Below are 22408 nucleotides of genomic sequence, written 5' to 3'. Positions count from 1 at the left end.
CATCCTAACATCTTGTGAATCATGATTCTGACGATACTGGCGAGTCAATTCCTAATTCAGCACAGTAGTTCGCTATTTTTTGGTCAAGAGCACCCATCTGCTCTTCTAAGTCGCTTAACTCTTTGCTTACGGCTTGTAAGTCAATGGGTTCTTCCTCTTCAAAGGTGTCCACATAGCGTGGGATATTGAGGTTGTAGTCATTCTCTTTGATCTCGTCTAGTGTGGCGATGTAAGCATACTTGTCTTCAACTACGTAACCTTGACCCCCTTGACCCCCTCGGCCTTCGGCCACTCCCCCTGAATCAGGGGGAGAGTAGGTGCCAGCGTTATAATTGCGGTAGGTATTAATGATCTTATCGATGTCTTGCGGGCGGAGGTAGTTCTGGTTCTTGGCCTTTTCAAAGTGTTGGCTAGCATCTATAAACAAGACCTGCTCAGGATGTTCCTTGCACTTCTTAAACACCAGAATACTCGTGGGGATAGAGGTACCATAAAAGATATTGGCGGGTAAGCCGATCACGGCATCCAACCAATTGCGGTCTTCTATCAAATACTTTCTGATATGTCCTTCGGCCGCCCCTCTAAACAATACACCATGAGGCAATACACAGGCCATGGTGCCATTTTCATGCAGTTGATAGAGCATGTGCTGTACAAAGGCAAAATCGGCCTTAGAGCTCGGTGCTAGCTTACCATATTGACTAAAGCGGTCGTCCGTCATGTGCAAGCTACTCGCAGACCACTTAGCAGAGAAGGGCGGATTAGCCACTACCGCCTCAAACTGAAGGTCGGTGTGTTGCGGATGTTCTAAAGTGTCTTCTTGCCTGATATCAAAATGCGCAAAGTGTACATCGTGGAGGATCATGTTCATCCTCGCCAAATTATAAGTGGTGCGGTTCATCTCCTGACCATAGAAGTGGCCTACTTCCTCCACCTCTTTGGCTACACGCAATAGAAGCGAACCGCTACCACAAGTAGGATCATATACAGATTTGAGTCTTTTCTTTCCGGTAGTCACCAGTCGGGCCAAGATGGTAGAAACCTCTTGAGGGGTATAGAACTCCCCTGCCTTCTTCCCTGCTCCAGAAGCAAACTGCCCAATGAGGTATTCATAGGCATCACCCAATACGTCAGACTCGCTGTCTTCCAACTTAAAGTCTATTCTATCTAAATGGCCAAGTACCTTTACGATCAAGTCGTTCTTGGCTTTCTCTGTTCTACCTAATTTGGTGGAGGTCAAGTCGAGGTCTTCAAAAAGCTTATTAAAGTCGTCCTCAGACTCTGTACCCATGGTACTCTGCTCAATGTAGTTGAGGATCTGTGTGAGCTCTTCGAGGATAAAGCTGCTATCGCCCTCCTCGGCTTTGCTTGCTCCTTTATTGGCAATGGTGCTGAACAACTGTGAAGGCTTGAGGAAGTAACCAATGCCTTCCAAAGCCTCCTCTTGCAGGAACTCAAGCATTTCATCGCCATCTGTTGTTCCTTCAATGAGTTGCTCATATTGGAGCCCATCTTCTTTGAGTTGCTCATTGGCAAAGAGGTACATCTTTTCAGAGAGGTACTTATAGAAGATAAAGCCCAACATATAGTCTTTGAACTCATCGGCATCCATCTTGCCTCGTAGTTCATTGGCAATATTCCAAAGATGTTGTTGTATCTGTTTTTTCTGGTCTTCTGACATTTGTGATGACAGGTTAATATTTATGGTATAACTAGTACTTCTTTAATGATTACTTGAAATCAACATTCGTTTCTAGGAAGACAAAAGCTCTTTTAGTTCTTCAATAACTTCAAGCCATTGTTCTACTAGACCATCTAGTTTATCAAGGTCAAAGTCAATATGGTTCAAGTCATAATTTTTAGTTGCGACTCCAATCCAATTTCTCCCTTCCTCAGAATACAGTGATATTTTTTTCTTACTCAAAAACGATTCAAAAGACTTCAATTTTGCGGTTTTTCTTTTCGAAAGAATTGATTTGTACTCAGTCTTTAATTTACCATATAAGAAGATGTAAATTGAAAAATGCTCATTTTCTAATTCTTCATTGAAATAGATTTGAAGACCTATATTTTTAATTTTCGACCTTTTTGATGTACCAATGCTATACTCTCTATAATCTTTTGACCTTTTTGAGAGTATCTCAAAGCCTCTAGATTCACCTATATTATTGACCTCGTTCATAAAGGCTTCTTTTACCCTAAAATGAAGCTCGACAACTTCATTTATCTTTTCCTTATGCTCAGCGTAAAACTTCAGTAACCCAGGTTCATGACGTTGATTCATAATTTGATAGTTTATATTGAGGAGCAAGTCTTTTAAAATGAAAACATCTCTGCTCTGTGAAAATTCTAAATATTGACCCTGAAGGTTCTTTACTTCTTCGAAAAACTCAGAATGCGTGATATTTATAAAACCGTTGTGCTTTGGCTTTTCTTCAAATAGACTTAAAACGACACCAACTTTTCTATTTGTCTTATCTATTGACCAGTATGTATCTAAATCATTATTCAAGTAATGAAACATCTTGTTTTCTACAATCACATAAGACTCTTCATTACCACCGATCTCTTTTAATAATATGTCAATGCGCTGTTTCTTGACTGGCTCTTCTCGATAAACCTCCCATTCATTCCAATCTGCGAGATACTTCAACTTAGGTTTAAAACTGGTATTTCTTGCCTTCTTTTCGATTGCAGAAAAAAGTGCTCTCAAGTATAAATCTTTGAATCCATGAGAGCGTTCTTTATCAAAGTAATAGGCGTAAATGTTTGAAATGACATTTTCATAATGTGGGAATCCTGCGATATCTAAGAAGGTCCAAACCTCTTCAGGAATTTCAGGAAGTGGCTTTTTAAGGAATTGCTCTAAAGATTTTAAATCACTCTCAATCATTAGCTTCATTTGTTCTTTGGCAACTTGTTCTTTTACCGAAAATCCTCGGCATCCATCTTGCCTCTTAGTTCATTGGTACTGTTCCAAAGCTGTTGTTGTATCTGTTTTTTCTGGTCTTCTGACATGGGTAGTTTTGAAAAGATTTGAAACTACGGCTTTGCAGAATACTAAGCAATAAAGATTTTTCAGAAGTATTTAAATAAGACACTAACTCTAAAACAACAAAAAGGCCGCCCTTTCGGACAGCCTTACGCACTTTTAAAACTCCTCAACCAACTTCTCATTCAACACACAACATCACGCTTATTAAAGTGCTTCAATTGCTTTTTTAAGATCTAGTAAAACCAAATCCATCTTTTTAGCATCGCTCATCATTTCGTCTAACACGTCCTGATGCTTTGCAATTTTAAAAGGAGCTGAGCCCATAGCTTGAGCTTGCTCTTTTAATTGCCCCCAGGTGAAAAGGAGTTGCTCTGTTAACTTTGTAATCTCTGGTAGAGCATCATCACCTTCAGCCCGATCATCATTATGATTCAACTTCACGCGTTCCCCCTCCTCAATCACGCAGCAAAATTAGCAGAGTGGATTTCAGTAAACATTCGAGAAACACGTAATCTAAAAATTAGGTGTTACACCTATATTCTTACAAATGGGTAAAAATCTGATTCTCTAATGCAAATATTACCAGGCCGGCAACATTCTTACTTCCAGTCTTGGAAAGCATATTCCTCTTATGGGCTTCGACAGTTCGGCCACTAATGAACAGCTCTTCTGCAATCTCTTGATTGCTTTTTTGAGCTAGAATTAAAGCGAGTATTTCTTTTTCCCTATCGGTAAGGTCTGCTGCACCAACAGGCAACTTTTGGTCTACTCCGCGCAGCTTATTCATCATTACCTCGGTAATCTCTTTTGAGTAAAAATGCCCTCCATTGGCAACGGTATTTAGGGCATTATATAGCTCTGTCCTATCTATATCTTTAAGCACGTAACCATCTACCCCGAGCTGCAACAGTTTCTTAATATAAGGCGCATCGCCAAACATTGTCAACACAATAATCTTCTGATCTGACCTTTGCTTCTTGAGCTGCTCCGTAAGCTCTATACCGGAAATTCCTGGCATTTGAATGTCGGTCATCACAATATCGGCAGATACCTCTTTAAGTTTGGTTAATGCCTCTTTGCCCGAAGAAGCAGTACCAACAACTTCAAAATCAGATGACTTATTGATGTAGGCATTCAACCCATCTACAATCAGCGGGTGGTCATCTACAATAAATAGGCTTACTGGCTTATTCATGTGCACCTGCCTCCCTTGGCAACCAAACCACTAAACATGTTCCTCGACCCGGACGTGAGTCGACTGTTAATTGACCAGATAACGCAACAATTCTATTTTTCATGACAGTAAGTCCAAAACCTTGTCTATAAAGATCAATTTTATTCTTGTCAAAGCCAACTCCATTGTCTTCAATCATCATTTGAAATTCATTTTCGTTAGAGATTAATTGCACACTCACCTTAGTGGCTTTTGAGTATTTTGAAATGTTATTGAATGCTTCTTGAATAATTCTGTAGAAACTCAGCTCTATCTCCTTACTTGGCTTTTCTTTGAGGTTGTCATAATAACTGATCTCAATTCCTAAATTTTCTTTTAACTCATCTAGCAACTGTTGAATGGCTTGGTTAAGGCCTAGTTGGTCTACTTCATAAGGCATTATTTGATGTGCAATATTTCTACTCTCTTGAATACCTTGCTGCAAATATTGCAAACTCTTTCGATAATGTTCTTGTGCCGACTTAGACAACTTCTTTACCTCTTCTTCTATATTCTTGAGATTGAGAGAACTAGCCCCAAGTATTTGCTGAACACTATCGTGTAAATCTGAAGCAATACGTGCCCTCTCTCTGTTTTCTGCAGCATAAATAGCCTGACTGAGCCTTTCTTGGTTTCGTATAATCGGACTGATATCAAAAACACAGCCTTCTAAGCCTATATTTTCTCCTTTGGCATCAAAAACCCCAACACCTTGCTCCCACATCCATTTTTGAGTACCATCCTTAGCTTTTATTCTATAGGTAACCCTGAATGGCGCCTTTCTTGAAACACTCTCTTGTACCTGATTCCAAACCTCGTCTCGCTCTTCTGGCACTATCAGCTCTCCATACCTAACATCACTCGGAGAACCATAAAACTCGGCCTGTTTAAACCCAGTAATTTGCTCACAGGCCGGGCTTATATAATCCATTGTCCAATGTAGGTCATTGCGGCACTGATAAACAATTCCGGGCATATTGCTAATCAGATTATTGATTTGCCTATAACTCTGCTGAAGCTTTACTTCCGCCTCCTTTTGCTCCGTAATGTCTGTAACAATAGCCATTACAAGTGTTTCCCCCTCTAGACTCACAGGACTCAGACCTACATCTATAAAAAACAAATGACCATCTTTTCGCCTCCCCTTTAAGTTCAAGTCTCTTTCTGGAGAATATGTATAAGGTTTCTCAAAAAATGACTGCATAAAGTCAGTGTACTCCTTACGCTTATCCAAGGGGAGCAACTCTTCCAGCTTCATACCCTTCAACTCAGTGTGAGAATACCCAAACACTTCTATAGACTTATTGCTGTGCAGCAGTATTTCATCTTGCTGGTTGATCAGAAATAGAGCATTTGGATCGTCCCTGACCACCGCCCTAAACCGCTCTTCTTGCTCAGCCAATTGCTGGGAGTAAATTTTTCTTTCATGAATATCTGCATGGCTCCCAACCACTCTAAGTGGCCTTCCGTGCTCATCCCAAACAGCTTTGCAAGTAGCTTTGAACCAATGATAATCTCCATTCTTTTTCAGGAGTCTAAACTCCATAATGTATGGCACTCGATTATTTAGGTAATCATCGAACCTTCTCCTAGCCTCTTCTCGCTCATCAGGATGAATGAGATCATAAAATCCGTCAATCAAGTCAGAGAGCTCACCCTGCTCGTAGCCTAAATTGGCATACATTTTTTCCGACCAGAAAATTTTATCGCTTTGAGGCTCCCAATCCCATATTCCATTCTGAGTACCCTCAACCGCCAATTGAAACCGTAGCTTGCTATCCTCTAGTTCGGCAGTTCGCTGCTTCACCTTTTCTTCTAACCCCATCTCCAAATTTTCTCTCTCTACTGCAGCACCAATAGAATTTGCTAACGAAAGAAGTAGCTTGGTTTCTGATTCGGTCCAAATATTTTCTTTCTCCATATTAGAAAGAGAAAGCGCTCCCCATAGTTCATTCTCTACTAAAATGGGGAATAAACCAACGGCCTTTGTACCATCTACGGCCATATGGTTTTTAAGCAAAACAGGAGCTTGAGTGTATGTGGTTAAGAATGGAAGACCCGAAAGCAGGGTCTCATATAAATTACCATAGTATTGAAAAGCGACATCTTGATTATTGGGAATTCTATGCTTTTGGGGGGCATTTGAACTAAAAGCATTGAGCGACATCAACAACTCTCCATTATCTGCTTTGTGAGTCCGATATAAGCAAGTAGAGGTAACCTCCAAATTATCGCAGAGAGTTTTTAAGGCAATAGCAGTACCCTCTTCCAAATTAAGGGAGATTAGTGCGTTGGTTGCTTCGGCTATGCCTAAAAGGAAGTTATCTATTCCTTTTTGGTTCTTCATATTGATAATACTGCTATTACCAATATAAGAATTTCAAAATGCCCATCTAAATGAGAGGCAAACAAAAAGGCTTTCCCGTCTGGAAAGCCTTTTTTGACCTAAACACTAGATGTGTATACTACTTTCTTATAAGTCTTGCTGATAATTGTGAACTGGCCAATGTTTTACCCATTCTATAACTCAGCTGATCTTTGTCTATTACTACATAATTGTGAGCACCGTCATCTTTCAACCAGAGGAACATTTTCTCTCCCATTGAAGATTCTCCAATAATCGGATCTACATACCCATCATATTCCCAGTTAAAATCATAGTAACTAGAAGGTATTACTCCTGGTGCAGCTTCAAAACCCATATTTGAAAGCAATGCTTTCATATCTGAGCTTGTTGGTAAATTCCAGCCTTCTGGCTTTAGCGATTCAACTTCTTCATAAGTCAACAACTCATCGGCAGTAAGCTCTGTAACATTAGCTAAGTTGCTAGTCATCCACTCGGCAGTCCCAAAAGTAGCTGTAGTAAATTCAGCTTCTTCTGCCAATACATCAGCATTCGAACTCTTATTAGATAGTGCCAGCTCAATAGGCATATAGAGCAATGGTACCGAAAGAATAAAAGCGAATAGTGACTTGAGAGTTTTCATCGTTCTTGATTTACATTTCAAAGATGTGACTTCAATACTGTCTGACTATTGGTAATTCTCTGCACCGATAGAAATAGGTAATTCTCTTAGACGAATACTTTCATGGAGCTTAACAATCTTTAACGCTTGATTTTCCGTAGCAGTTGATGAATGGCATTACATACTTCCATTACTTAATTATATTTGAACTTTGCGATAGAAAATGACTTGGTTTAAAAGTATAGGTACAACAGAGTTAGTTATTATAGGAGTGTTTTTGGTGGCCTACGCCATTTACATTTCACGTTTATTGGTAGTGGCCAAAAGAATGAACACCACTTTTAGGCCTTTAATTTTTAAAATACTAATAAGAAGCTTAGCTCTTGCCTTTCTAATTGTAGCACTTCTTGGCCCATCATTCGGAGAAACCACCAAAGAGGTTAAATCTGAGGGCAAGGACATTTACATAGCAGTAGACCTTTCGCAATCTATGAATGCCTTCGACATTCAACCTACTCGATTAGAAAAGATCAAGTTTGAACTAAAGAACATTGTCGAAGCTTTTAGCTCAGACCGTATCGGACTCATCATTTTTAGCTCAGAGGCATTCGTTCAGTGCCCTCTTACCTACGACCAAAGCGCCCTGAGCCTTTTTATAAGCACACTTAACACAAGCCTTGTACCGAATGCTGGAACCGACTTTGGTGCTCCGCTAAGCATGGCTTTCGATAAACTAGATGAAACTGAATCTCCCATTACTCAGCAAAAAGCCAAAATTGTATTAATGATTAGTGATGGTGAAGATTTTGGAGATGAAACTCAAGAGGCCGCAGAACAAATTGTAAAAAGTGGTATTCAGTTGTTTGCTTTAGGTGTCGGTACCGAAACAGGTTCTAAAATAAGACAAGCTAATGGGTTTAAAAGAGACAGAGAAGGTCAGGAGGTAGTAACAAAGCTCAATAGCAAATCGTTAAGGAAACTGGCAGTAGATACAGGCGGTAAATACTTTGAGATTAATGAAAACCAAAATGATGTTGAGCGCCTAATAAGAGCCATAAACGAAGTAGAGGGCGAAGTAAGAGACGCCAGAACAATAGACGCTTCAGCCAATAAATTTTACTTCTTTCTGCTAGGTGCCATTGTGCTACTAGCGTTAGATGCTTTAATAAGAAGAAAGACTTTAAGAATATGAAGTACCTAATTGGTGTATTAATCTTAATAGCGAGTATCACAGACCCGGTAACTAAAATTGCCAAGTCCAACAAGCTAAAGAGAACCGCAGAATCTGCGTATGAGGCAGAAAACTATGCAGACGCTGTTCAGGCTTACCAGCTCTTGTTAGACTCTATGCAGGTTGAGGATGACAAAGCAAGACTCAACTTAGCGAATGCTGCCTACATTATTTCGTACGGTGGTGAAAACATGGGCTTACTAAGCGACATTAGCAGCGGAAAGACTAAAGTTCAGGATAGCTCTCAGCTAAATGCCATCAGTGATGATCTTCGATATTTTGACCTTGCCGAGAAGAACTACAAAGCGGTAAGTGCTTCAAACGACAACAGTCTGGCTTCTTCAGCACATAATCAGTTAGGAATTATCTCCTATAAAATGAGTGAGCAATCGCCAGATGAAAAGGAATCGTTTATGCAGGGTGCACTGGGCAACTTTAAAAAGGCGCTCTTGAAAAACCCTACCAACGAACAAGCCAGATATAATTATGAATTGCTAAAAAAACTGATTCAGCAGCAACAAGAGCAAGAGCAGCAAAATCAGGAACAGAATCAAGATCAGCAGCAACAACAAGATCAACAGAACGAAGACCAGCAACAGCAAGATCAACAGCAGCAGCAAAAAGATCAAGAACAACAACAAGATCAGGAGCAGCAACAACAAAACGATCAAGAACAGCAGCAAGATCAAGAGCAAAAAAACGAGCAGCAACAGCAGGAACAAGAACAGCAAGAGGGCGAACAAAAGGAAGACCCTATGGAAAAGCTGATGGAGAAGCTCAAAGAAATGAACATACCGCTTGAGAAAGCGCAAATGATTCTTGAGGCTATGAAAAATAATGAGGTGCAGTACGTTCAGCAGAAAAAGCGCAAGGCATCACAGAAGAAAGATTCTAGCAAACCAGATTGGTGATTTATTAGCAAAAGGTTGGAAGATGGATACGGAAACTCAAGACAAGAAAGCAAAAATCTCTCTTGAGTCTATTGGCTGAGGTCTGACATCTACTATTGCAACTCTCCCCTTTCATTCTCCACCTCATTTCTTATATTTGCTAACGATCGTTAGGAAAACTATAATTTGATTATGAAGGAAGTATATATAGTATCGGCTGGGCGAACCCCAATCGGTAGTTTCGGAGGTAAATTAGCAGGTTTCTCTGCTGTTCAATTAGGTACTTTTGCTATCAAAGGAGCCTTAGAAAAAGCTGGAGTTAGCGCTTCAGAAGTTCAAGAGGTATTTATGGGCAATGTAGTTTCTGCTGGTTTAGGTCAAGCCCCTGCTCGTCAGGCAGCATTAGCCGCAGGTATTAGCAATGAAACTCCTTGTACAACTATTAACAAGGTTTGTGCCTCAGGTATGAAGTCCGTAATGCTAGGTGCCCAATCTATTATGTTGGGACTTCAAGATGTTGTGGTTGCAGGTGGAATGGAAAGCATGTCTAATATTCCTTACTACATTCCAAAAGCCAGATATGGTTACAAATATGGTAATGGCGAACTAGTAGACGGACTACTTAAAGACGGTCTTTGGGAAGCTTATCATGAGTTCCCAATGGGTAACTGTGCCGACAATACCGCCAAAGAGATGAACATCTCTAGAGAAGAGCAAGATGAATATGCTATTAACTCTTACAAAAGAGCAGCCGCAGCTACTGAAGCAGGCAAGTTCAAAAGTGAGATAATTCCGGTGGCTATTCCTCAAAGAAAAGGCGACCCAATTATTATGGATGAAGACGAAGAGTACAAGAACGTCTTCTTCGATAAAATTCCTGCACTGAGACCAGTTTTCAGCAAAGAAGGAACAGTTACAGCGGCTAACGCCTCTACTATTAATGATGGTGCTTCTGCCATGGTATTAATGAGTAAGGAAAAGGCAGAAGAACTAGGCGTTAAGCCAATTGCTAAAATTCTAGGCTTTGCCGATGCTGCTCAAGAACCACTTTGGTTTACTACAGCTCCATCAAAGGCTATTCCTAAGGCTATGAGCGTAGCAGGAATTAGCAAAGAAGATGTAGACTTCTACGAAATCAACGAAGCTTTTTCTGTAGTAGCTTTAGCTAATAATAAAGAACTAGGCCTAGACCCTGAAAAAGTAAATGTTAATGGTGGTGCTGTTGCTCTTGGTCACCCTCTTGGGGCTTCAGGAAACAGAATCGTTACTACACTTTGCAATGTACTAGAGCAAAATAATGGCAAAATTGGTGTTGCTGGCATCTGTAATGGTGGCGGTGGTGCTTCTGCCTTGGTCATTGAGAAAATGTAAGATTATTATACTAATTGTGAGAGCCTTACGTAATTTTACGTAAGGCTTTTTTTATGAAAAGAACAATCTACACCATTGCATCACTAGGTGTTTTAGCATTCAACACACTTGCTCAAGACACGGTTACTAAGTTCTACCCACCAGAATTCAAAACTGTAAAAGAGAGGTATACCATTTTAGATGGCGACTCTACCATGATTCATGGTGAATACACCAAGTATTTTGAAGAAGGAGAAGTTGCAATGAAGGGCAAGTTCGTTTCTGGTAAACCAGATGGCCTTTTTGTGGAGTATTACGAAGATGGAAAAGTACTCTCCAAAACCACATACGAAAACGGAAAAAAAACCGGCCCTTTTGAGGTATTCTCGAAAAGCGGAAAACCAATTCAAAAAGGTGAGTATGTAGATGGCGAGCTTAATGGACAAGTAAAGACTTACTACGAAAATGGTGACCTTAAAAACAACATCAACTTTGATGCAGGTGTGCCCAATGGAAAAGCTGTAGAATACTTTCCAGGAGAAATAAAGAAGCAAGAATTCACTTACCTCAACGGCAAGCAACATGGCGTTGCAAAAACCTATTACAACAATGGAGAACTCTCTTCAGAATTCACTTATAACAATGGAATTATTGAAGGAGCATACCTCACCTATTATAGTAATGGCGAAAAAGAATGGGTCTATAACTATGTAGGAGGATATAAAAATGGACCTTACAAAAAGTACAACCCAGAAGGCAAACTCATTGATGAAGGAACTTACCTAGATGGAATTTTCGATGGACTAAGAAAAACCTATTACGACAGCGGAAAACCTAAAGAGGTTCACAACTATCAGAGAGGAGCCAAAATTGGTAAAAACATCACCTATTTTGAGACAGGCGAAGAAATGTGGGTAGAAAACTACACCAAAGTAACCAAAGATGGCACCATCAGAGAGTACTATAAATCTGGTCAGCTTAAATCTGAAGAAATCTATGTAGAAGGAAGAAAGAGTAAAGTCTGGCGTACCTTTTACCCTAACGGCCAAGTAGAGTCTAAAACTCCTTATGAATCCGGAGCAATCAATGGGTTTATTGAGCTATATACTGAAGAAGGAAAACTCACCAAGACTATTCCTTACAAATTCGGGAGAAACACAGGTGTAGAGACGGCATATTTTCCTAACGGTAAAAAGCATACAACCACTACCTATTTGAATGGTCAAAAATCTGGAGTCTACTATGAATATTTTGAATCTGGAGAGGTAAAAGTGAAAGGCAACCACCTCTATGATGTAAAGCAAGGTAACTGGACTTATTACAATAAGGCACAAAAAGCGATCAAAGGAGAGGTTTACAACAGAGGCAAACTAATTAGCTCAACAGAAAATTAACAAGCCTTATATCGAGAATCGATTTTTGACTATTTTTACCCGATGATCGAAGGTATCAAGGAAACGAATTTTCATTTTCCTAATCAAACTGGTTTTTACAGCGGAAAAGTAAGAGACATTTACTTTTTTGAAGACAAGCTGGCCATGGTGGCCACAGATAGAATTTCGGCATTCGATGTCATTCTCCCACGCCCTATTCCTTACAAAGGTCAGGTACTTAACCAAATTGCACAGAAATTTCTGAAAGCAACAAGCGATATAGTACCGAACTGGATAAGCGATGCTCCAGACCCAAATGTGAGTATAGGGCTTAAGTGTGATACTTATGCGGTTGAAATGGTAATAAGAGGCTATTTGGCTGGTCATGCTTGGAGAGAATATAAAGAAGGAAAAAGAGTGCTCTGCGGAGTAGCGCTACCAGAAGGACTGAAAGAAAACGATAAGCTTCCAGAACCTATTATCACTCCTACTACTAAAGCTATGGAGGGGCACGATGAAGACATTTCCAGAGAAGAAATTCTTGCCCAAGGTATAGTTCCAGAGTCTGAATACATTCAGCTTGAAAAATATACAAGAGCTCTCTTTCAAAGAGGGACTGAAATAGCCGCAGAACAAGGCCTCATTTTAGTAGATACCAAGTATGAGTTTGGTCGCTTCAACAATGAAGTCTATCTTATCGATGAAATTCATACGCCAGACTCATCTAGATACTTCTACAAAGAAGGCTACGAAGACAGACAAGCTGCCGGAGAAAAACAAAAGCAACTATCGAAAGAGTTTGTAAGACAATGGCTTATTGAAAATGGATTTCAAGGAAAAGAAGGCCAACAAATTCCGACCATGACAGACGAAGTGGTGCAGTCAATATCTGACAGATACATTGAATTGTATGAAAAAGTGACAGGCGAACCTTTCGAAAAACAAAGTGGAACGAACGTTGCAGAACGCATCCAAAAAAATATTAAGAACTATTTAGCAAAGCATTAATATGAAGTTTTCTATAGAAAAAGAATCTCTTTACACCGTCTTCAAACTAGAAGAAGAAAAGCTTGATTCAACCCTTTCTCCTGAACTAAAATCTGAATTGGTGGCCCTGCAGGCACAAGGAGTTAACAACCTTATTTTAAACCTTTCTGCAACTAAGTACGCAGACTCTTCTGGCCTAAGCGCACTTTTGGTAGGTAACAGAGCTTACACCGAGAACGGTGGTGCATTTATTCTTAGCGAGGTTACTGCATTTGTAGATAAGCTATTGACTATATCTCAGCTTAACAACGTGCTGACAGTATTAGCTACTGACGAAGCAGCCAAAGACTTAATTTTGGCTAACAGCCCAGAAGAGGAAGAAGAGTAATTCTCCAATTTTGAGCATCAGAGTAAAAATATTAGGCTCCAATTCAGCCACTCCTGCACATAGGAGACATCATACCTCTCAATTAGTAAATGTAGAAGGCAAATACTACATGATTGACTGTGGTGAGGCTACCCAATTGCAGCTGAAACGCTACAAACTTAGAGCTCAAAGAATTAATAATATTTTCATTTCTCACCTTCATGGTGACCATTATCTAGGTCTGATGGGGCTTCTTTCTTCTATGCACTTAATGGGCAGAAACAAGCCTCTCAACCTATATGGCCCAAGAGGTCTTTCAGAAATAATTACGCTACAACTTAAGTATTCAGATACTGCTTTTAATTATGATGTAGCTTTTCATGAAGTCGACACACAAAAGTTTCAATTGATTCATGAAGACGAGTTAATTTCTGTTCATTCCATTCCTCTAGACCATAGAATACCTTGTTGTGGTTTTCTATTTGAAGAAAAGCCTAAGAATAGACGCCTAATTAGAGAAACTATTCCGGAAGACTTATCTGTAAGGAATATCATTAGGCTCAAAAAAGGAGAAGATATATTTGATGAAGAAGGCAAGCTCCTCTTCAAAAATGAGGACATGACTCTTCCGCCAAGGCAATCTTTCAAATATGCCTATTGCTCCGACACTAAATATAACGAGTCTATAATCCCGATTATAGAAGACTCAGACATGCTTTACCACGAATCAACTTTTCTGGAAGAGCACAGAGATAGAGCACATAACACCTTCCACAGCACAGCCAAAGAAGCTGCAACTATTGCTGAAAAAGCAAAGGTTGGTAAACTGTTACTCGGACATTTTTCTGCTAGGTACAAAGAGCTAGAACCTATTCAAGAAGAGGCAAGGCTTGTGTTCCCAGAATCTCATTTGGCTATAGAGGGCGAAGAGTATATCTTAGATAGCTAGGCGTTATGGTCACCTCTATTCTTAAGGACAAAAAGAACAGTTTATTCATTATCCTAAGCGGCATATTTATTACCAATGCCCTTATTGCTGAACTTATAGGCGGAAAAATATTTTCAGCCGAAAAGTCATTAGGCTTCCAACCTTTAGACATTCCCTTATTTGGAGATTTCTTGCTACAGTTCAACCTCACTGCTGGAGTAGTGCTTTGGCCAGTAGTTTTTATTACCACAGATATTATCAATGAATATTTCGGCAAAAAAGGAGTCCAGAGAATAACCTTTATTACGGTTGGCCTCATTACCTACGCCTTTTTGGTGATTTACTTAGCAATGAAATTAGCTCCAGCCGACTTCTGGTTATCTGTAAATGCTACCAATGAGCAAGGGCAAGCTTTCGATATTAATTATGCCTTTGAAAAGGTGTTATCCCAAGGGCTCAACATCATTTTTGCATCGCTTGTAGCATTTGTTATTGGTCAACTGGTAGATGTATCTGTTTTTCATCGATTAAGAAAAATGACAGGACCTAAAAGAATCTGGCTACGTGCAACGGGTTCTACGCTCATCTCTCAGCTGATAGATAGTTTCGTAGTGCTTTTTGTGGCATTTTACTTTCTTGGGCCTTGGAGTATTACTCAGGTATTAGCCGTTGGCCTTACTAATTACATTTATAAGTTTCTTATTGCCATTTTGCTTACGCCAATTCTTTATGTAGCTCATTACCTAATTGATAATTACTTGGGTAAAGAAACAGCAGAAGCTATGATGGCCGAAGCAAGCTCACAAGACACCTAATTTCGAAAGAAGTTATCTAGAACAACAGCAGTAGCAACTCCTACATTTAGAGACTCAGCCCCACCTCTCCCAGGTATTTTAATAGGATCAGTAATTAATTTCCTTAATTCTTCTGATATGCCATGAGACTCACTACCCATCAGTACTATCCCAGGTTTCAAATCACTTTTATAGATAGATTGTCCCTCTAGCAAAGCACCATAAACCCTACAATCTGACTTAGCTATAAACTCCTTTAATTTCCCATATGATACCTTTACTCTTGTAAATGACCCCATGGTAGAATTGATCACTTTAGGGTTATAAACGTCTGCTGTATCTTCACTGCAAATAATATTATTGATACCATACCAATCTGCAATTCTGATGATTGTTCCTAAGTTTCCAGGGTCGTTGATGCCATCTAAGGCTAAAATCAATTCATTTTTATCAGCACTTAGTTGAGACTGAACAGGGATTTTCACCACAGCCAAACCAGCTTTGTTCGTCTTGAAGGTACCAACTTGTAATAAATCGGCCTCCTTTGCTTCTATCACCTCATTAGCTCTGGATTTTACGCTTTCAGACAAACTGTGTAGAAACTCGGCAGTACCCAATAAGCTCTCAACTTGGTAGCTAGATCGAAGCACTTCTTCCACTCCTTTGGCTCCTTCAACTAAAAACTTACCTTCTAGCTGACGATATTTTTTTAATTGCAGAGATTTAAAGTACTTTGATTGTCGTTTAGAGAGCATATTGATTGTTGTTCGTGAAGCTAGGAATCCGATTATTCTTACTGTTTTTCATTACCCTTTTTCTTGCAAATTGCACCGGAGTTAAATACCTACAACCCGGTGAAAAGTTGCTATATAAACAGCGTATTGAAGGTGTAAAAAAAGCAAATAAAAATGACATCGCAGATCAGATTCTTTTAGAACCAAATACAAGATTCCCTATTCTTGGTCCCGTTGGTGCCCACATCTACGAAACTGGTGAACGAGCATTCGATTCTGCCAAAGTAGCTAAAAGCCGAGCTGAGTTCATTGAAAGAATAGATGCAAAAATCGAAGAGAAAGAAGCTGAAGGAAAACGCATTGACCGATTAGAATGGCGCAAACAAAGGCGTCTAGAACGCTACGATAAGCAATTAAGGTTAGGTAATGGCAGAATGCGCACTGGAGACCCTCTAGCCATTTATGATAGCACACTGATTGCCCAGTCAACTACAAGAATTAAAAACTACTTACTCAGTAAAGGCTTCAGAAAAGCCGAAGTAGAAATAGAAAAGGAGGAGAAAGGACGCAAAGTAATCCAAACCTTTATCATCACTGAAGGGGAAAGAAGTTTTCTAGATAGCTTAAATCTAAGGACAGGTGATACCACCATCACCAGAATAATCAATGAATCTAGAAGTGAATCCTTCCTCAAAAAAGGAGAATACTATGACAGGGAGAACTTAGCTGCCGAACAAAACCGAATAGACTTACTCTTAAGAAATAATGGCTACTTCGCCTTTAGCAAACGCTATGTGGAATTTGTGGTAGAATATGCTCCAGACTCTGAAGATATGTGGTTAACCACCATTGTAAATAAACCTGCAGAAAGAGATTTTCATGAACAGTTTGAACTAGACTCCATTATTGTAAGCGCCAATGGTTCCGAGCCCGTTGCTACACAAGAACAATTCTTAGACGTTACATACAACTATGGAAGCACTTATTACAAACCATTAGTGTTAGACACTCGCTTAAAATTAGAGCCTTACGAAAACTACAGATACTCTGACGTAGTAAACACTCAAAGACAGCTTCTGAACATGGATATGTTTAGGTTCGCCAATATTAACTTCGACACAACCTTAGTAGAGGGAAAATTCATCGCCAATGTTTACACTGCTCCCCTACAGAAGTTTCAGCTCACACAAGAGCTAGGAATAAACTTTACCGAAGGTAGACCAGGCCCTTTTTACAACCTTTCGCTTAGAAATAGAAACACATTTAAAGGAGCTGAAATAATGCAATTTACAGGCTTTGTCGGTTCTGATGGTGTCTCTGCTGCAACAGACCAGAGTGGAGCATTGAGTAACCTTCAATATGGTGGCTCAGTGAGCCTAACCTTTCCTCGCTTTGTAACTCCTTTCAACTCTAGAGAACTCAGTAGACAGTCTTTTAACGCAAAGAGTGCGCTCACTATGGGATATTCTTTTACTTCTAGAAGAGAGTATTCAAGGAGTAACCTCAACGGATCTTATGCTTACTCTTGGCAAAACGAACAAGGAACCAACTCTTACAGGCTTACAGTATCAGAAATAAACCTGATCAACACTACTAAAATAGATTCTGCATTTAACCGCCAACTGCAAGACTTAGCCCTTCAGGGAAACACTCTAGCCCTGGCTTTCGATAGGTCTTTTGTGTCTAACACCTCGTTCAATGCTGTATTCAACTCCAATTATGGAACGCTAGTAGAGCCTTCTAACTACTTTAGGGTCTATCTAGAAGCTGGTGGAAACATATACAACTTTGTGGGCACAGGTTTGCTGGAAAACAATGACCTAACTTTTTATAAATACGCAAAGGCACAGTTAGACTTCAGAAGACACATCCCTCTGTCGGAAGAAAAGTCTTTATCTATGCGGGCAAACGTAGGCTATGCCAGGCCTTATGGTGACAATGAAGCACTTCCTTACGAAAGATATTTCTTCAGCGGTGGTAGTAGCAGCAATCGTGCTTGGTTACCTCGAAGATTAGGCCCCGGTTCTGCGCACCCTCTAGCCTTAGATGAAGACGGGTTCAACATAATTGAAAATGGCGAATATGTATCGCTTATTGCCGGAGCAGATAGCTATAGGTTCGAACAACCAGGAGAGATTTTGCTAGAATTGAGTTTGGAATACCGAGCTAACATTACTGGCTTTTTAGACTGGGCCTTTTTTATTGATGCTGGCAATGTCTGGAGGTTTAAAGAATTTATAGATGATTCCTCACCATCTTCTAGCACACGCTTAAGGTTATCTAGTGGTGGAGCATTCGAATTCAATGACTTCTACAAAGAAATTGCCGTTGGCGCAGGCCTTGGCTTGCGCTTCGACTTCAGTTTCTTAGTATTCCGATTCGATGTAGGCCATAAAATAAAAGACCCAAGATATCCTGAAGGTCAACGTTGGAGAAGACCTTTTTTCAAGAGCTCACAAACCGTTTGGAATATTGCTGTTGGCTTGCCTTTCTAGTAATTCAATAAAGTCTCTATCTGCTGCTCCACCTTCTCAGGAGTTGGAAGCATTGCCTTTTCCAAATCTACATTGAGTGCAATTGCAGGAAGGTTCTCTGCTCCATAAGCCATTACGGGGGCATCTAATATTTCGAAACAGTGTTGAGATATTCTACCGGCCAATGACTCTGCAAATGAATTCAACAATGGTTCTTCGGTTAGAACTAGCGCTTTGTTATGTCTTGAGACTGCCTCTTTTATAGCATCCCAATCTATAGGGTTCAATGTCCTCAGATCTAGTATTTCTACTCTACCTTCAAACTTCTTACTAGCTGCTTTCGCCCAGTAAACTCCCATACCATAAGTAATCACCAAGCAAGATTCTCCATTTTCGATAGCTTCCTCATTAGCCTCCTGATCTACCCTAGCCTTACCCAAAGGCACAATGTATTCAGAATCTGGCTCAAACGTTTTTGCCAATTCAGTACCAGGCACTTTCGACCAATAGAGCCCCTTATGCTCTAACATCACTACCGGATTAGGGTCGTGAAAGGCTGCCTTAATCAGGCCTTTCATATCAGCAGCATTTGAAGGGTATACCACTTTAATACCTCTGATATTTAACAAAGTGGATTCCACACTACCTGAGTGATAAGGACCTCCTCCGCCATAAGCACCAATTGGCACTCTAATTAGCGATTGAATTGGAAACTTACCTTCACTCAAATAACAGCTTTTGGAAAGCTCTTCTACCAGCTGATTGATACCAGGCCAGATATAATCTGCAAACTGAATTTCAACAATTGCCTTAGCACCAACTGCCGACATTCCTGCTGTTGACCCAACAATATATGCTTCCTGAATAGGTGTGTTAAATACCCTACCATCACCATATTTCTGCGCAAGTGTGGCCGCTTCTCGGAAAACACCTCCAAGCGTACCTCCTACATCTTGACCATAGAATAGAGCTTCTGGATAGTTCTTTAAAATATCGTCTACTGCATGAAGAGCTGCATCAACCATTACCACTTTTTCCGCACCCCTAGGCTTTCTCTCACCTTTTTCTTCAGTTATAGGAGTTGGAGCGAATTCGTGATTTAATACAGTTGAAGGGTCTGGATCATCAGCATTCAATGCTCTGGCATATTCAGACTGTACAAATGCCTTCGCTTCGTCTTCAAGCTTAACTAAATCGGCCTCTTTGAACTTAGCCGACTTCAATGCTTTTCTCAATTTCGGTATCGGATCATTGACCTGATGCTCATCTAAATCATGATTTCCTCGATACCATTCTTTTCTTACACCTGATGTGTGGTGTCCAAGCAATGGCGTTTTAGCATGAACCAAAATTGGCCCTCTATTTTTTCTTACGTATTCAAAAGCTTGGCTCATTCCTTTGTAAGAATCTACAAAATCAGAACCATCAACTCGCATACGTTCCATTCCTTTAAATCCAGCTACAAATTCATACGCATCCATAGCCCTCATCTCTTTCCCTGTGGCACTAATTCCCCAATCGTTATCCTGAATTAGGTATACAATTGGCAATTTATGCAACACGGCCATTTGCATGGCTTCAGATACTTCACCCTCGGTAACAGAACCGTCACCTAGTGAACACAAGACAACGGGGTTATTATTTCCACCTAAAAGACCTTGCCCCTCTAGGTAGTGAATTCCATGTGCCATACCTGTGGCAGGAATGGCTTGCATTCCTGTGGCCGAACTTTGATGAGGTATAGTCGGGAAACCCTCACGCTTAAGAGAAGGGTGTCCGTAATAGGTTCTCCCCCCAGAGAAAGGATCGTCCTTTTTACCCATTAACTGCAGCATTAACTCGTAAGGCTTCATGCCTATACCGAGCAAAATAGATTCATCGCGATAGTATGGTGCAGCAAAATCGAACTCTTGAAGTTGAAAGGCCGCGGCTAGCTGAATAGCTTCATGTCCACGAGATGTACTGTGAACATATTTACTACATACCGCACGGTTTTCATCATACAAAACAGCCATATTATAAGCTGTTTGCATGAGGCGGTAAGCCTTTTCAAGAATATTTTTTGGGACTTGTATGTTTTTGGACTGTTGTTCTTTCTTAATCTCTTCTCGCGTCAAATCCATTAGTCTTTATTTCTATTCAAAGTTAGTCAATAATTCAAACCAAATCAGAAAAAACTAACAACCATTAGTTTTTTTAGTTTAACTGGTATTTTGCTCGCGTGGTTACATCATACAATCCCTATTGTTGCTTTATACTTAGAGTTAAAAAGCTAATTTTGCAGCATGCCACAAGTCAACAAAGAAGACATATCTGCAGTTTTTAAAAACATTCAAGACCACATTTGTAAAGAGCTCGAAAGAGTAGATGGTCAGGGAAAATTTATCGAAGATAAATGGCAAAGACCTGGCGGTGGCGGTGGACGAAGCAGAGTTATTCGGGCTGGTAATATCATAGAAAAAGGTGGAGTAAACTTCTCGGAAGTACACGGCAAAACTCCGGAGAAAATATTGAGTTCTTTCGGATTGACTGAAGGCGACTTCTTTGCCACTGGTGTATCTATAGTACTTCACCCAGAAAACCCCTGGGTACCTATTATACATATGAACATCAGATACTTCGAAATGTCTAATGGAACCTATTGGTTTGGTGGTGGAATTGACCTGACACCGCATTATGTAGATACTGATGATGCTAGAACCTTCCACCAAAAACTAAAAGCGGTTTGCGACAAGCATGATACCGACTACTATAAGGAGTTCAAACCGTGGGCAGACAATTACTTCTACATTAAGCATAGAAAAGAAACTCGAGGTATTGGCGGCATATTCTTCGACCACCTTTCGGAAGACAAGAACAAAAGCAAAGAAGACATTTTCAATTTTGTGAAAGATGTGGGGTTAATATTCGCACCTATATACACTCATTTCATGACCAAGAACTCAGTGAAGACATACGGTAAACGCGAAAAAGATTGGCAAATGAACAGGCGTGGAAGGTATGTGGAATTTAACCTAGTGCTAGACAGAGGAACTAAGTTTGGCTTAGAAACAGATGGCCGAACTGAATCCATTCTTATGAGCTTACCTCCAATGGCTGGCTGGGAGTACAACTACCAACCAACAGCAAACTCCCTAGAAGCCAAAACTTTAAGCATGCTAAAAAAAGGTATTAACTGGGTGGAATGATAGAACAACTTGAAATTTGGGACAAGGCGCTTTTTCAATTCCTTAACGGTCAGCATAACAGTTTTTTTGATTGGCTCATGCCATGGATCAGCGATAAATATGTATGGATACCTTTCTATGCATTGCTATTATACCGGATGATTAAAAAGTCTGGATTCAGATGGTGGCAAATTATAATTGGTATAGTAATTCTGATTCTTATTAGCGACCAAATAGCCTCTGGTTTATTAAAACCATGGGTGGAAAGGCTTAGACCTTGTTACGACCCCGAATTGGAAGGCACAGTTCATCTTCTCAAAGGGTGCGGTGGCAGATTCGGATTTGCATCGAGCCACGCTAGCAACTCTTTTGCAGTTGCCATGTTTGGCTGGCTATTATTAAGAGATAGCCTGAAGCATGTCTGGTTGCTTTTTGTTTGGGCTTCTTTAGTTGCTTACTCTCGGGTCTATTTAGGCGTGCATTTTCCTGGAGACATTTTGACTGGAGCATTGATTGGCATCTTCAGTGGCTATGTTGTTCATTTTGTGCTAAAAAGACTGAAGTCATGAGGTTTATAAAACCACTAGTCTTTACTGCCATACTATGTATTATAAGCACTAACTCAGCGCTTGCTCAATTATCTGAGGATTGGCACGGCAATTTTTCTGGAGAAGTGAGTATTTACAACGAAAAAGGTCTATCTCAAAAAGTGCATATGCGGTTAGAAATAAAACCACTTTCTGACAGCACCTATCAATGGTAGATTACCTACGGTGAAGGAGCCAATGCAGACATAAGAGATTACAGAGTTCTTAGCAACCCTGAAGATCGAAATCAACTAATTTTAGATGAGCTTAACGGTATTAGACTTTACTTGAGCTACATAAATGAAGGGTTATATAGCTGGTTTGGACTGAACAATTCGGAGCTACTACTGAG

20 protein-coding genes are annotated in these 22408 nt (G+C 40.1%); 12 read left to right on the top strand and 8 right to left on the bottom strand.

Going from position 1 to position 22408, the window contains the following annotated elements:
* Positions 1-19: 19 nt before the first annotated feature.
* From AWW68_RS10905 to AWW68_RS10880, 6 genes are all read right to left on the bottom strand, one after another.
* Complete coding sequence (locus tag AWW68_RS10905; RefSeq protein ID WP_068220749.1) at positions 20-1681, bottom strand: type I restriction-modification system subunit M; 1662 nt, start codon at positions 1679-1681, stop codon at positions 20-22.
* Positions 1682-1753: 72 nt separating this feature from the next.
* Entirely contained in the window at positions 1754-2893 is a 1140-nt protein-coding gene (locus tag AWW68_RS10900) for a PD-(D/E)XK nuclease family protein (protein ID WP_157717615.1), read from the bottom strand.
* Between the two features lie 306 nt (positions 2894-3199).
* Complete coding sequence (locus AWW68_RS10895; RefSeq protein WP_068220742.1) at positions 3200-3457, bottom strand: hypothetical protein; 258 nt, start codon at positions 3455-3457, stop codon at positions 3200-3202.
* Between the two features lie 79 nt (positions 3458-3536).
* The gene (locus tag AWW68_RS10890) at positions 3537-4190 is read right to left on the bottom strand and encodes a response regulator (protein WP_068220739.1); all 654 of its coding nucleotides are present in this window, start codon (positions 4188-4190) and stop codon (positions 3537-3539) included.
* Entirely contained in the window at positions 4183-6555 is a 2373-nt protein-coding gene (locus tag AWW68_RS10885) for a PAS domain S-box protein (protein WP_068220734.1), read from the bottom strand. The genes AWW68_RS10890 and AWW68_RS10885 overlap by 8 nt, the downstream gene beginning before the upstream one ends.
* A gap of 118 nt (positions 6556-6673) precedes the next feature.
* A complete protein-coding gene (locus tag AWW68_RS10880) occupies positions 6674-7195 on the bottom strand; it encodes a fibrobacter succinogenes major paralogous domain-containing protein (RefSeq protein ID WP_068220731.1) in 522 nt (173 codons plus the stop codon).
* 202 nt (positions 7196-7397) lie between these two features.
* Between AWW68_RS10880 and AWW68_RS10875 the strand changes: the two genes are divergently transcribed.
* The 8 genes from AWW68_RS10875 to AWW68_RS10840 all read left to right on the top strand — a co-directional run bounded on the left by AWW68_RS10875 (position 7398) and on the right by AWW68_RS10840 (position 15115).
* A complete protein-coding gene (locus tag AWW68_RS10875) occupies positions 7398-8366 on the top strand; it encodes a vWA domain-containing protein (RefSeq protein ID WP_068220730.1) in 969 nt (322 codons plus the stop codon).
* The gene (locus AWW68_RS20090; protein ID WP_068220727.1) at positions 8363-9316 is read left to right on the top strand and encodes a tetratricopeptide repeat protein; all 954 of its coding nucleotides are present in this window, start codon (positions 8363-8365) and stop codon (positions 9314-9316) included. Before AWW68_RS10875 ends, AWW68_RS20090 begins: the two co-directional genes overlap by 4 nt.
* Before the next feature lie 171 nt (positions 9317-9487).
* Entirely contained in the window at positions 9488-10666 is a 1179-nt protein-coding gene (locus AWW68_RS10865; RefSeq protein WP_068220724.1) for an acetyl-CoA C-acyltransferase, read from the top strand.
* A gap of 53 nt (positions 10667-10719) precedes the next feature.
* Complete coding sequence (locus AWW68_RS10860) at positions 10720-12039, top strand: toxin-antitoxin system YwqK family antitoxin (protein ID WP_068220721.1); 1320 nt, start codon at positions 10720-10722, stop codon at positions 12037-12039.
* Between the two features lie 45 nt (positions 12040-12084).
* Positions 12085-13026, top strand: a complete 942-nt coding sequence (locus tag AWW68_RS10855) for a phosphoribosylaminoimidazolesuccinocarboxamide synthase (protein ID WP_089082290.1) — start codon at positions 12085-12087, stop codon at positions 13024-13026.
* A 1-nt stretch (position 13027) separates the two neighbouring features.
* On the top strand, positions 13028-13393 hold the full coding sequence (locus AWW68_RS10850; RefSeq protein ID WP_068220715.1) for an STAS domain-containing protein: 366 nt from the start codon (positions 13028-13030) through the stop codon (positions 13391-13393).
* A 10-nt stretch (positions 13394-13403) separates the two neighbouring features.
* The gene (locus tag AWW68_RS10845) at positions 13404-14321 is read left to right on the top strand and encodes a ribonuclease Z (RefSeq protein ID WP_068220712.1); all 918 of its coding nucleotides are present in this window, start codon (positions 13404-13406) and stop codon (positions 14319-14321) included.
* Between the two features lie 5 nt (positions 14322-14326).
* On the top strand, positions 14327-15115 hold the full coding sequence (locus tag AWW68_RS10840) for a queuosine precursor transporter (RefSeq protein ID WP_068220709.1): 789 nt from the start codon (positions 14327-14329) through the stop codon (positions 15113-15115).
* On the opposite strand, the gene AWW68_RS10835 is transcribed toward AWW68_RS10840, so the two are convergent.
* Positions 15112-15849, bottom strand: coding sequence for a TrmH family RNA methyltransferase (locus AWW68_RS10835; RefSeq protein ID WP_068220706.1), 738 nt, complete (start codon positions 15847-15849; stop codon positions 15112-15114). The two genes, AWW68_RS10840 and AWW68_RS10835, sit on opposite strands and share 4 nt — an antisense overlap.
* Positions 15850-15863: 14 nt before the next feature.
* Between AWW68_RS10835 and tamL the strand changes: the two genes are divergently transcribed.
* The gene (gene tamL, locus AWW68_RS10830; protein WP_455430848.1) at positions 15864-18323 is read left to right on the top strand and encodes a translocation and assembly module lipoprotein TamL; all 2460 of its coding nucleotides are present in this window, start codon (positions 15864-15866) and stop codon (positions 18321-18323) included.
* Here tamL and AWW68_RS10825 read toward each other — a convergent pair.
* Complete coding sequence (locus AWW68_RS10825) at positions 18320-20425, bottom strand: alpha-ketoacid dehydrogenase subunit alpha/beta (protein WP_068220700.1); 2106 nt, start codon at positions 20423-20425, stop codon at positions 18320-18322. The two genes, tamL and AWW68_RS10825, sit on opposite strands and share 4 nt — an antisense overlap.
* A gap of 162 nt (positions 20426-20587) precedes the next feature.
* Between AWW68_RS10825 and hemF the strand changes: the two genes are divergently transcribed.
* The 3 genes from hemF to AWW68_RS10810 are packed head-to-tail and all read left to right on the top strand — an operon-like array spanning position 20588 to position 22232.
* On the top strand, positions 20588-21490 hold the full coding sequence (gene hemF / locus AWW68_RS10820; protein WP_068220695.1) for an oxygen-dependent coproporphyrinogen oxidase: 903 nt from the start codon (positions 20588-20590) through the stop codon (positions 21488-21490).
* A complete protein-coding gene (locus tag AWW68_RS10815) occupies positions 21487-22038 on the top strand; it encodes a phosphatase PAP2 family protein (RefSeq protein ID WP_068220693.1) in 552 nt (183 codons plus the stop codon). Before hemF ends, AWW68_RS10815 begins: the two co-directional genes overlap by 4 nt.
* Positions 22035-22232 (top strand): hypothetical protein, encoded by a 198-nt coding sequence (locus AWW68_RS10810; protein WP_068220690.1) that lies wholly within the window; start codon positions 22035-22037, stop codon positions 22230-22232. The genes AWW68_RS10815 and AWW68_RS10810 overlap by 4 nt, the downstream gene beginning before the upstream one ends.
* The last annotated feature ends 176 nt before the right edge of the window (positions 22233-22408 follow it).

It is taken from the genome of Roseivirga spongicola, assembly GCF_001592965.1.
GTDB lineage: Bacteria > Bacteroidota > Bacteroidia > Cytophagales > Cyclobacteriaceae > Roseivirga > Roseivirga spongicola.
This window is presented reverse-complemented; position numbering and strand designations above follow the sequence as displayed.

What these genes read in the sequence shown, in the direction of transcription:
- AWW68_RS10880 (WP_068220731.1), bottom strand. Translation starts at nt 7,195, where the DNA reads ATGAAAACTCTCAAGTCACTATTCGCTTTTATTCTTTCGGTACCATTG.
- AWW68_RS10905 (WP_068220749.1), bottom strand. Translation starts at nt 1,681, where the DNA reads ATGTCAGAAGACCAGAAAAAACAGATACAACAACATCTTTGGAATATT.
- AWW68_RS10875 (WP_068220730.1), top strand. Translation starts at nt 7,398, where the DNA reads ATGACTTGGTTTAAAAGTATAGGTACAACAGAGTTAGTTATTATAGGA.
- AWW68_RS10810 (WP_068220690.1), top strand. Translation starts at nt 22,035, where the DNA reads ATGAGGTTTATAAAACCACTAGTCTTTACTGCCATACTATGTATTATA.
- AWW68_RS10900 (WP_157717615.1), bottom strand. Translation starts at nt 2,893, where the DNA reads ATGATTGAGAGTGATTTAAAATCTTTAGAGCAATTCCTTAAAAAGCCA.
- AWW68_RS10865 (WP_068220724.1), top strand. Translation starts at nt 9,488, where the DNA reads ATGAAGGAAGTATATATAGTATCGGCTGGGCGAACCCCAATCGGTAGT.
- AWW68_RS10885 (WP_068220734.1), bottom strand. Translation starts at nt 6,555, where the DNA reads ATGAAGAACCAAAAAGGAATAGATAACTTCCTTTTAGGCATAGCCGAA.
- AWW68_RS10840 (WP_068220709.1), top strand. Translation starts at nt 14,327, where the DNA reads ATGGTCACCTCTATTCTTAAGGACAAAAAGAACAGTTTATTCATTATC.
- hemF (WP_068220695.1), top strand. Translation starts at nt 20,588, where the DNA reads ATGCCACAAGTCAACAAAGAAGACATATCTGCAGTTTTTAAAAACATT.
- AWW68_RS20090 (WP_068220727.1), top strand. Translation starts at nt 8,363, where the DNA reads ATGAAGTACCTAATTGGTGTATTAATCTTAATAGCGAGTATCACAGAC.
- AWW68_RS10815 (WP_068220693.1), top strand. Translation starts at nt 21,487, where the DNA reads ATGATAGAACAACTTGAAATTTGGGACAAGGCGCTTTTTCAATTCCTT.
- AWW68_RS10825 (WP_068220700.1), bottom strand. Translation starts at nt 20,425, where the DNA reads ATGGATTTGACGCGAGAAGAGATTAAGAAAGAACAACAGTCCAAAAAC.
- AWW68_RS10860 (WP_068220721.1), top strand. Translation starts at nt 10,720, where the DNA reads ATGAAAAGAACAATCTACACCATTGCATCACTAGGTGTTTTAGCATTC.
- AWW68_RS10850 (WP_068220715.1), top strand. Translation starts at nt 13,028, where the DNA reads ATGAAGTTTTCTATAGAAAAAGAATCTCTTTACACCGTCTTCAAACTA.
- AWW68_RS10835 (WP_068220706.1), bottom strand. Translation starts at nt 15,849, where the DNA reads ATGCTCTCTAAACGACAATCAAAGTACTTTAAATCTCTGCAATTAAAA.
- AWW68_RS10890 (WP_068220739.1), bottom strand. Translation starts at nt 4,190, where the DNA reads ATGAATAAGCCAGTAAGCCTATTTATTGTAGATGACCACCCGCTGATT.